The following is a 9,097-nucleotide window of genomic DNA, read 5'->3' on the forward strand; positions in this document are numbered from 1 at the left end:
TGCGGCGGGGTGAGGCTGCCGTCGGCGCGACCGTCCTCCAGGTTGACGCCGACGGCGCCCGCCTCGGAGAGCTCCACGGCGAGGGCCGCGACCTCGCCGGGGTCGTCGCTGAAGCCGCCCTCGATGTCGACGGACAGCAGGAAGGCGCCGCGCCCGATCACGCGGGCGAGCCGGAGGGTCTCCGCCCGGGTGGCACCTGTCGCGTCCGGCAGCCCTGCCGCGGCAGCGACCCCCAGGCTGGTGGTGCCCACGGCCGCGAAACCTGCCGCGGCCAGCGACGCGGCGGAGGCGTGGTCCCAGGCGTTCGGCAGCAGCAGGAGCTCGCCGGGGCGGTGGTGCAGTGCGCGGAAGGCGTCGGCGCCGGCCCGGCCGACGGTGTCGGCGGCGGTGGTACCGGCGGTGGTGGCCGTGCGGGTGGTGGCGGTGCTGCTCATGCTCGCTCCTCGCGCTGGTGGGTGTCGGCGTCGGTGTCGGTGTCGGTGTCGATTCCGGAGTCGGTGTCGGTGTCGGGGGTTCCGCCGAAGTCCCGCTCGAGCAGTCCGGCGGCGAGCGCCAGCGCCTGGGCCTGGCCGGGACAGCGGTGCGGTCCCGCGCCGAAGGTGAGCAAGCCCGACCCGTCCGCACCGCCCGCGGCGTCCCGCTGTGCGGCGGGCACGTCGACGAGCACGGTGTCCCCGGCCCGGAGCACCGTGGCGCCCACGCGGACGTCGGCGAGGGCGCGGCGGCGCAGCGTGGTCACCGGCGGGTCCCGCCGCAGCACCTGGGCGAGCAGGGCGTCCACGCCACCGGGCATGGGCGCGTCCCGGGCGGCGCGGCGGGCGTGCTCGACCAGCCGGGCGGTGGCGTCGCACGCCTGCACCAGCAGTCCGATGCGCTGCGCGGCGGCCTTAGGGCCGTCCGCCCTGGCGATCCTGGCGAGCAGTGACGCCACGGCCTCGTCGGCGGCCTCCGCCTGAGCGGGCGTCAGCTCGTCGCCGAAGTAGCCTGCCGAGACGGTCACGACCGCGTCCGCGGTCAGCTCCGGGGCGGGCAGACCCAGCTTCCCGGCGAGGATGCGCACGACGGTGTGCCGGTCGTCCGCGCCGACGGCGGAGCCGGCGGCCGCGGAGTCGGCGGCGGCGCTGCGCAGCTCGCGCGGGTCCAGCGCGTCCAGCTCCGCCTCGACCTGCGCGCGACGCCGGGCGTGAGTCGGGACGTCACCGGTGAAGCGTGCCACGGTGGCGCGCAGCCAGGCCAGGGAGCCCAGCGGCGCGCCCGCCGCCTCCGCCGCGTCGGCGGCGGGTTCGGGGACCAGCAGCGGCTCGTCGAGCACGGCCCGGGCGTCGGCGTACGCGGTGACGTGGCGGAGACGCAAGGGGAGCCGGACGTCCGACTCGGAGATCGTCATGCGTCCCACGGTAGGCGCGCGATACTTCGGCCCCCGCCGAACCGTAGGCGGGGCATCATGGCCTCATGTCCGCGCAACCCCTCGCCCGGCTCGCCGGGCTGCTGGCCGATCCGACCCGCGCCGCGATCTGCCTCGCCCTGCTGGACGGACGCGCCTGGACCGCGGGGGAACTGGCCCACCATGTGGGCGTCGTGGCGTCGACCGCGAGCGAGCAGCTGTCCCGACTCGTCGCCGGCGGGCTGCTGGTCGAGGAGCGGCAGGGCCGCCACCGCTACCTGCGGCTGGCGGGTCCCGGCACCGCCGCGCTGGTCGAGGAACTGGCGGCGTTCGCGGCGGCGCAGCCGGGAGACGCGGCCGCCACCGCGCCCGCGCCGCGCAACCTGACCGAGAGCGTCCGTCGCAGCGCCGAGGCGCGCGCCCGGACCTGCTACGACCACCTGGCCGGACGTCTCGGCGTCGCCGTCGCCGACTCCCTGCTGGCGCGCGGCGTGGTGTCGGACGACGCCGGGCTGGCCGTCACCCGGCCTGGCCGCGCCTGGCTTGCGGGCATCGGCATCGACGTCGACGTCGACCAGCCGGGTCGTGGACGGCGTCCGCTGGTCCGCAGCTGCCTGGACTGGACCGAGCGCCGCCCCCACCTCGCCGGCGTCCTCGGCGCGGCGCTGCGCACGCACGCGATGGACGCGGGCTGGCTCCTGCCCGTCGGCACCGGCCGCGCCCTGCGCGTCACGCCCGGCGGCGCGGACGCGTTGCGCGACGTGTTCGACATCAGCCTCGACGACCTGGCGCCTGCCGAGCCCTGACGTGGCGTGGCATGGCGTGAGACGGCATGCCGAGGCGTGGCATCACATGGCATGGCATCACGTGGCGTGGCGTGAGATGGCGGGCCACGGCGTCGACCGGCGATCAGGGCGGTCGGATCAGGCGGACGCCTGGGAGGCGGCCGCGGCCGGATGCAGGTCGGCGAGGGTGAGGCGGTGCACCGGCTCGTCGGACAGCACGACCCGACGCGTCGCGGCGCCGTCGGGACCGACGTGGAGGAGCTCTCCGGGCTCCATCAGCTGCCAGTCGGGATGGTCGTCCATGCGCTCGCTGGCGACCACGGTGGCACCGTGGTGGGTGAGGTCCGACGAGTGGACGCGGATGCGTCCGGCGGTGCCGCTGTGGTCGAGATGGCGGTCGCCGTGGTGGCCGCCCGCGCGACGCTGGAGCACGTACAGGTCGTGGGTGTCGGGGTAGCGCAGCGCCCACAGCTGGTCGGCGGTGGTGAGGATGATGTTGAGGGCGTAGATCGGCAGGTTCTGCGCGGCCCAGCGCGCGGCCGCCTCGATGCCCGCGGTGACGTCGCCTCCGCGTGCGGCGGTCTCACGGGTGATCAGCGCGAAGAAGCGCTCGGAGTCGGTGTCCCCCTTGACCAGCGACCGGTCCGGCCCGAGATGCGCGTCGAGCCGGGGCAGGTCCTCGATCACGCCGTTGTGGGCGAACAGCCGCCCGTCCTGTTCGAAGGGGTGGGTGTTGCGGACCTCCAGCGCCCCGGTGGAGGCGAAACGGATGTGGGCGACGAAGGTCGCCGACTCCACGCTCCTGGCCTCTTCGGCGAAGGAGCGGTCCTCGTAGGCGGCGATAGGGGCCTTGTGCACCTGCGGCGTCCCGTCGGCGGTGAAGAAGCCCAGCCCCGTGCCGTCGGGATCCCGGTGGCTCTGGTCGCTGAGGCTGTCCGGCGCGTCCAGCAGCCAGAAGGTGGCGCGGGTGCGGCGCGGTGCACTGCTCAGTCCGAACAGACGGCACATGCTGGCTCCACCTCTCTGGTGGGACGAACGCACGACACGGCCCACGATAGGGAGGTCAGCGGCTGAGGTCGAGCCGGTCGAGGAACGTCCAGAGGGTGGCGCGGCCTGCGGTGTCCTCGGTGCCGCCGGTGGTCTCGGCGACGGAGAGTTCGGCCGACATGGCGACCACCAGCCGCGCCGCCGAGACCGGGTCGGGCCAGCCCATGGCCCGCAGGTCCGGTTCGGCCTGCGCGACGAAGGTCTCCGACCGCATGGCGACCTGGTCGGACAGGTCCGGGTCGTTGCGGGCCTCCAACAGCAGCGCCTTGACGCCGTTGTGACGCAGGCACAGGTCCAGGTAGGTCTCCATGCCCCGGCGCAGCCGCTCCCGTCCGGGCGGCAGCGCGGCCATCGCCTCGCCGACGGCGGCGGCGACCTGCGCGTGGAAGCGTCCGTGCATGGCGCCAAGGAAGGCTCCCCGGTCGGGAAAGTGCACGTAGAACGTGCCCTTGGCCACGCCCGCCGCGGCGACGACGCGGTTCACGCTCATCGCCGCGAGCCCGTGGCGGCCCGCGATCTCCAGCCCGGCCTCCAGCAGGGCTTCTCGGGTGCGCTCGGCGGCGGCGGCTCGGGAGGTCATGCCGGGAGTCTACGACCCCCTCCGGCAGCGCTGGGGCCGGCGGCGCTGGGGCTGGCGGCGCTGCGGCCGCGTGCGCTACGGTGACCGACCGGTCAGTCATTCAATCCGGAGGAGAGCGCCATGCGCGCAGCGATCGTGAACCAGCTCGGACAGGCACCCCGTCTCGGCGAGCGACCGGATCCGGTCGACCGTCCCGGCCACACGCTGGTCCGCGTGACCGCGGCCGCGCTCAACCCGGTGGACCTGCACATCGCCTCGGGCGGCCATCCGGCCGGCACGCCCAGGGTCCCGTTCGTGCCCGGCATCGAGGCGGCAGGCACCGTGATCTCGGGCGGTGCCCTCACCCCGGGCACCCGGGTCCGCGTCGCGGTCCCGGGCGGCTTCGTCGACGGCACCCTCGCCGAGCTCGTCTCCGTCCCCGACGACGCCTGCCTGCCGCTGCCGGACGGGCTGGACGACGACCTGGCCGCGGCGGTCGGCGTGGTCGGTGTGAGCGCGCTGCTCGCCCTGCGCGAGGAGGCCGCGCTGCGGCCCGGCGAGTCCGTGCTGGTCCTGGGCGCGACCGGTGCGCTCGGGCAGACCCTGGTGCACCTGGCCCGCGCTCTCGGCGCCGACCACGTAGTGGCCGCCGGACGCAATCCCGACCGGCTCAAGGCGCTGGGTGAGGCGGCGGACGCCACGCTGCTGGTCGACGAGGTCCCGACAGCAGGCGACCCCGCCGCGCTCGCCGAGGCACTCGCCGCGACGGTCAACGGCTTCGGCGGCGCGGTCGACGTCGTCATCGACCTGCTGTGGGGCCCGCACACCCCGACTGGCCCAGGCGGCCCTGCGCCCCGGCGGACGCTGGGTCAACCTCGCCCAGGCGGCGGGTGCTTCCGCCGAACTCGACGCGGCCGCACTGCGCCACCGCCACCTGCGGCTCTCCGGCTTCAGCGCCACCGCGCTGCCCGCCGCCCGGGTCGCCGCCGCCTACGGCGAGGTCGCCGAACTCGCCGCACGCGGCGCCCTGCGCCCGACGCTCTCCGTGCACCCCCTGGCCGACGTCGAGCACGTCTGGGCCGCCCAGTCCGCCTCCCCCGGCGCCAAGCTCGTCCTGCGCCCCTGAACTGAGCCGCAGGTCACGAGCCGCCCGCCGGCCCGTCCCGTCCTGCCGGGAAACCGGGAAACTCGCGTCGACGCCGGGTCAGCGACGCGGGTTCGCCCGGCGGGTGGGCTCGGCCGAGGCGGGGTCCTCCGGCCAGGGGTGGCGGGGGTACCGGCCGCGGAGCTCGGCGCGGACGGCACGGTAGCCCTCGCCCCAGAAGGAGGCGAGGTCGGCCGTGACGGCGGCGGGGCGTCCCGCTGGGGACAGCAGATGGATCGTCAGCGGCACCCGTCCGTCCGCGAGGCGGGGGGCGTCCTGCCAGCCGAACAGCTCCTGGAGCTTGACCGCGAGGACGGGCCGCTCGGCGTCGGCGGAGTAGTCGACACGGATCCTGGAGCCGCTGGGGACGGTGATCCGCTCGGGCGCCAGTTCGTCGAGGCGTCCGGCCGCGCCGGAGGCCCAGGGCAGCAGTCGGGCCAGCGCGGTGGCGGTGGGGAGGCGTTCCAGGTCGGCGCGGCGGCGGGCCCGGGAGAGCTCGGGCTCCAGCCAGTCCTCGGCCCGGTCGAGCAGCGAGCGGTCGTCGACGTCGGGCCAGGGGTCGCCGATCACGCGGTGCAGGAAGGCCATCCGCTGCCGCAGGCCGGTGGCCTCGGCTGACCAGGTCAGCAACGCGCCGACGCCCTCGGCGGCCAGCCCGTCCAGCAGGGCCGCCCGCAGCAGCGCCGGGGCCGGCGCGGCGAGGGGCTCGCTGGCGAGCTCGACCGCGCCGAGCGCCTCGACCCGGCGGGCCGCCACGTCGCCGCGTCGCGTCCCCGGCGGCACGGCCCAGCAGACCTCCTCACGGTCCGTCAGCAGGGGTGCCGCGCAACGGCGGGCGGTGGCCTCGTCGGTGACGGCGGCCAACTGGACCCGGGCCGAGGGCGAACCGGCCGGGCGGTCGGCGACGGCCACGGCGATCCACTGCGCCCCGGACAGGGCGGAGCCGGGGCCTGTCGCGGCGGCGGTGCCGGAGGCCATCAGGTAGGCGGCCCCGGTGCGGGCAGCGGCTCCGGCACCCTTGGCCGCGCCGGACTCGGGCTTCTGCTGCGCCCTGGGTCCACGCGCCTTGGCGATGCGCTCGGGGAAGGCCAGCCCCGCGATCAGCCCGGCCGCCTCGGCCTCGTCGACCTGCCGTGCCACGTCCCCGGCGTCGGGAACGCCGTAGGCATCGGCGGCATCGGAGTCCCCGAGGGCACCGGACGCATCGGGATGGCGGCGCAGCCGCCGGACCTCCTCGCGCCAGCGGGCCGCGTAGGGGTCGGCTCCCGTGCGCACCGCGCTGCGCACGGCGGCGAGGTCCTCCCCCAGCGCGCGCGGGGGCTCCTCGGAGAGCAGCGCCACGAGTTCGGCCGCCTGCCGCGCGCCGACGAGGGGCGCGCCGTCCAGCAGGGCTCGGCCAAGCCTAGGGTGCAGACCGGTGCGGGCGATGCGGACGCCGCGCGCGGTGGCCCGGCCTTCGGCGTCGACCGCGCCGAGCGCGGTCAGCGTCGTACGCGCGGCGGCCATGGCGCCGGCGGGCGGCGCGTCGGGCAGGGCGAGGCCGCGTCCGTCGGGGGCTCCCCAGCAGGCGCTCTGCAGGGCGAAGGAGGTGAGGTCGGCCTGCATGATCTCGGGCGTGGGCAGGGCCCGGGCCAGCGCGTCCTCGGCCTCCGCCCAGCAGCGGTAGACCGCGCCTGCCGCCTCCCGGCCCGCCCGGCCGGCCCGCTGCCGTCCGGTCGCCAGCGAGGAACGGACGGTCACCAGCCCGGCCAGCCCCCGGGCGTGGTCGGTGCGCGGCTCCCTGGCCAGGCCGCAGTCCACGACGCTGCGCACCCCTGGCACGGTCAGCGAGGACTCGGCGACGGAGGTCGAGAGCACCACCCTGCGGCGGGGGCCCGGGGCGAGGGCGGCGTCCTGCACGGTGCGTTCGGCCCGGCCGTGCAGTTGCAGGACGTCGACGCTGTCCCGGAGACCGGCCAGCAGGCCGGCCGTCCGGGCGATCTCGCCCGCGCCGGGGAGGAAGCACAGCACGTCGCCGTCGCGCTCGCCCAGCGCCCGCAGCACGGTCGCGGCGACGTGCTCCAGCAGGGCGGGGTCCGTGCGCAGGCCCTGCGGCGGCCGCACGGGGCGGGGCGGCGGCGACCAGACCACCTCCACGGGGTGCTGGATCCCGTGCGCCTCGACGACCGGGGCCGGGCCCTCCGCCTCGTCGCCGGCGCCTCCGAGGAGCCGGGCCCAGGCGGCGGTGTCGGACGTCGCCGAGGCGCACACCACCTCGAGCTCGGGGCGCAGCGCGGCCCGCACGTCCAGCAGGAAGGCGAGGGCGGTGTCCGCGTCGAGGTGCCGCTCGTGGCACTCGTCCAGCATCACCAGGTCCACCCCGGCGAGTTCCTGGTCCCGCTGGAGCCGCTGCAACAGCACCCCGGTGGTGACCACCTCGACCACGGTCTTCGGACCGGCCCGCCGCTCGCCGCGCACGGTGAACCCGACCCGCTCCCCCACCGGCTCGCCCAGCAGCCACGCCATCCGCCGCGCCGCGGCCCGCACCGCCAGCCGCCGCGGCTCCGCGACCAGCACCCGCCGCGCCGGTCCCCCGTCCACCAACCCGGCCAGCGCCAGCGGCACCAGCGTCGTCTTCCCCGTCCCGGGCGGAGCCGCGAGCACAGCCGCTCCGCGCGCCTCCAGCGCACGCCGGAGCGCGGGGACGGCACTGCGCACGGGGAGGTCCAGCCAGGCGGGGTTCACCCGGGCAGTCTCCCCGATCCGCCCAGGCCACGGCCAACCCGCCGATCCGGTCTGGACGGGGTGGACGGGGTGGACGGGGTGGACGACGACACGGACGTCACCGTGCTCCGCAAGGGACAGCTCATCGATCTGCGACGGACGGTCACCCACCCGAACGGCCCCTGTGGCGCGCGGACTGCCCTGGTCGCTGCTGTGCTGGCCGGGCACCCGATGAGAGGAAGGCCCGTCATGGCAGTTCTGATGGAGATCGACTTTCCCGGCGTGACCGCGGAGCAGTACGACGAGCTCGACAGGCGGGCGGGCACGCGTGCCGGCCGGCCCCCGGACGGCGTGCTCTTCCACAGCGCGGTCCTCACCAGCGCCGGCCTGCACGTGGTCGACCTGTGGGAGTCGCGCGCCACGTTCGAGGCGTTCATGCAGCGGTTGATGCCGGTCGCGGCCGAGTTGGGCTTCCCTGAGCCGAAGGCGCCGCCGCAGCTGACCGAGGTGCACCACCACTTCGAGCGGCGGTAAGGACGCAGCACAGCAGGCCCGATGCCGAGATCGGCGAGACGTGGGCGGTGTCACCGCGTCAGCCCTGGAGGATGCGCGCTTTCTCCTGTTCGAACTCCGCATCCGAGAGAGCGCCTGCCGATCTCAGGCCGGCCAGCCGTTCCAGTTGGCTCAGCCGGTCGGGGGCGGACGCCTCCGCCCCCGAGGACGCCGGCGGCGGTGAGGTCGGCTCCACACCCGCAGGGCCGCCCTCCGTCTGCTGACGCCGCTGGATGCGCTCGTGCACCACGTGGGCGGTCTTCACCGCCACGGCGGTCTTCACCGCAGTCTTGATCAATCCCATGGCAGACGTCCCGACTTCAAGATCGGTTCAGCTGGATTCGGTGCTGTCCAGCTGGTCGAGCAGGTCCTGCGGAACAATGCGGCCCTGGCCGATGAGGCGGGCGCCGCTCCGGTCCATCGCGTCCAGCAGAGCGACCGACCACAGGTTCTCGTAGACGAGGATGCCCGCGAGGCTCCCTGCTTCGAGGCTGGCGCCGACTTCTTCGACGTCCGCCCGGTCCAGCAGCCCGGAAGACAGCCCCTGCCACCGCGTGACGTCGATGTCCGACCCGTGCTCGACCTCGCCGAGCGGGACCTTGTGGACGCTTCCGTCGGCGGCTTTCGCGACGAACTCGAGGTCGAGCACCCGCAACGTGCCGCTCTGGACCAGCTGCGCCAGGAGGTCGAACCCGTCGCCTGTCATACGTCCCGCCGGGAACTCCACGGCCAGGTAGTCGACGAGTCCCAGCGTGTCCTCGTTCATTGGGGCGCCTCCAGGCTTCCGCGCGGGGATGTGGACGCCACCGGAGCCTCGCCTCGGCCCTGTCGTCGCCCGCGCCCTCTCGGTCCTCCGGGTGCCGGCTGAGCTCGGCCACCGCTCCGTGCAAGGTGCTTCCATCATCACACCCGGCTTGGTGCTC

At 75.7% G+C, this 9,097-nt stretch carries 10 protein-coding genes; 3 read left to right on the top strand and 7 right to left on the bottom strand.

The genetic code is table 11. From position 1 onward, the window contains the following. Window positions 1-434 (bottom strand): isocitrate lyase/phosphoenolpyruvate mutase family protein (locus tag TR50_RS31005; RefSeq protein ID WP_174514876.1); only part of this gene is annotated, 434 nt, incomplete at its 3' end. After that, entirely contained in the window at window positions 431-1,387 is a 957-nt protein-coding gene (locus tag TR50_RS31010) for a cytochrome P450 family protein (RefSeq protein WP_052441562.1), read from the bottom strand. The genes TR50_RS31010 and TR50_RS31005, both read right to left, overlap by 4 nt. 65 nt (window positions 1,388-1,452) lie before the next feature. On the opposite strand from TR50_RS31010, the gene TR50_RS31015 reads away from it, so the two are divergent. Beyond that, the gene (locus TR50_RS31015) at window positions 1,453-2,190 is read left to right on the top strand and encodes an ArsR/SmtB family transcription factor (RefSeq protein WP_042429763.1); all 738 of its coding nucleotides are present in this window, start codon (window positions 1,453-1,455) and stop codon (window positions 2,188-2,190) included. Between the two features lie 117 nt (window positions 2,191-2,307). Here the strand turns inward: TR50_RS31015 and TR50_RS31020 are convergent, their stop codons facing one another. Then, the gene (locus TR50_RS31020; protein ID WP_042429765.1) at window positions 2,308-3,177 is read right to left on the bottom strand and encodes a class II glutamine amidotransferase; all 870 of its coding nucleotides are present in this window, start codon (window positions 3,175-3,177) and stop codon (window positions 2,308-2,310) included. A 55-nt stretch (window positions 3,178-3,232) separates the two neighbouring features. Next, a complete protein-coding gene (locus TR50_RS31025) occupies window positions 3,233-3,796 on the bottom strand; it encodes a TetR/AcrR family transcriptional regulator (protein ID WP_042429767.1) in 564 nt (187 codons plus the stop codon). A gap of 120 nt (window positions 3,797-3,916) precedes the next feature. Between TR50_RS31025 and TR50_RS43085 the strand changes: the two genes are divergently transcribed. Further along, complete coding sequence (locus TR50_RS43085) at window positions 3,917-4,906, top strand: quinone oxidoreductase family protein (protein ID WP_052441564.1); 990 nt, start codon at window positions 3,917-3,919, stop codon at window positions 4,904-4,906. Window positions 4,907-4,979: 73 nt separating this feature from the next. On the opposite strand, the gene hrpB is transcribed toward TR50_RS43085, so the two are convergent. Beyond that, the gene (gene hrpB, locus TR50_RS31035) at window positions 4,980-7,643 is read right to left on the bottom strand and encodes an ATP-dependent helicase HrpB (protein ID WP_042429770.1); all 2,664 of its coding nucleotides are present in this window, start codon (window positions 7,641-7,643) and stop codon (window positions 4,980-4,982) included. A gap of 228 nt (window positions 7,644-7,871) precedes the next feature. Here hrpB and TR50_RS31040 point away from each other — a divergent pair, with 228 nt between their 5' ends. Beyond that, window positions 7,872-8,156, top strand: a complete 285-nt coding sequence (locus TR50_RS31040) for a hypothetical protein (protein WP_042429821.1) — start codon at window positions 7,872-7,874, stop codon at window positions 8,154-8,156. Between the two features lie 58 nt (window positions 8,157-8,214). Here the strand turns inward: TR50_RS31040 and TR50_RS31045 are convergent, their stop codons facing one another. Beyond that, window positions 8,215-8,478 (bottom strand): SHOCT domain-containing protein, encoded by a 264-nt coding sequence (locus TR50_RS31045; protein ID WP_042429773.1) that lies wholly within the window; start codon window positions 8,476-8,478, stop codon window positions 8,215-8,217. 27 nt (window positions 8,479-8,505) lie between these two features. Continuing rightward, window positions 8,506-8,940: a DUF6325 family protein gene (locus TR50_RS31050; RefSeq protein ID WP_236654661.1), complete on the bottom strand. Its 435-nt coding sequence runs from the start codon at window positions 8,938-8,940 to the stop codon at window positions 8,506-8,508. Window positions 8,941-9,097: the final 157 nt, after the last annotated feature.

It is taken from the genome of Streptacidiphilus anmyonensis, from assembly GCF_000787855.1.
Taxonomy (GTDB): Bacteria; Actinomycetota; Actinomycetes; order Streptomycetales; family Streptomycetaceae; genus Streptacidiphilus; species Streptacidiphilus anmyonensis.

Coding starts and splice junctions, on each gene's coding strand:
- TR50_RS43085 (WP_052441564.1), top strand. CDS start 3,917: ATGCGCGCAGCGATCGTGAACCAGCTCGGACAGGCACCCCGTCTCGGC.
- TR50_RS31025 (WP_042429767.1), bottom strand. CDS start 3,796: ATGACCTCCCGAGCCGCCGCCGCCGAGCGCACCCGAGAAGCCCTGCTG.
- TR50_RS31015 (WP_042429763.1), top strand. CDS start 1,453: ATGTCCGCGCAACCCCTCGCCCGGCTCGCCGGGCTGCTGGCCGATCCG.
- TR50_RS31045 (WP_042429773.1), bottom strand. CDS start 8,478: ATGGGATTGATCAAGACTGCGGTGAAGACCGCCGTGGCGGTGAAGACC.
- TR50_RS31020 (WP_042429765.1), bottom strand. CDS start 3,177: ATGTGCCGTCTGTTCGGACTGAGCAGTGCACCGCGCCGCACCCGCGCC.
- TR50_RS31050 (WP_236654661.1), bottom strand. CDS start 8,940: ATGAACGAGGACACGCTGGGACTCGTCGACTACCTGGCCGTGGAGTTC.
- TR50_RS31040 (WP_042429821.1), top strand. CDS start 7,872: ATGGCAGTTCTGATGGAGATCGACTTTCCCGGCGTGACCGCGGAGCAG.
- TR50_RS31010 (WP_052441562.1), bottom strand. CDS start 1,387: ATGACGATCTCCGAGTCGGACGTCCGGCTCCCCTTGCGTCTCCGCCAC.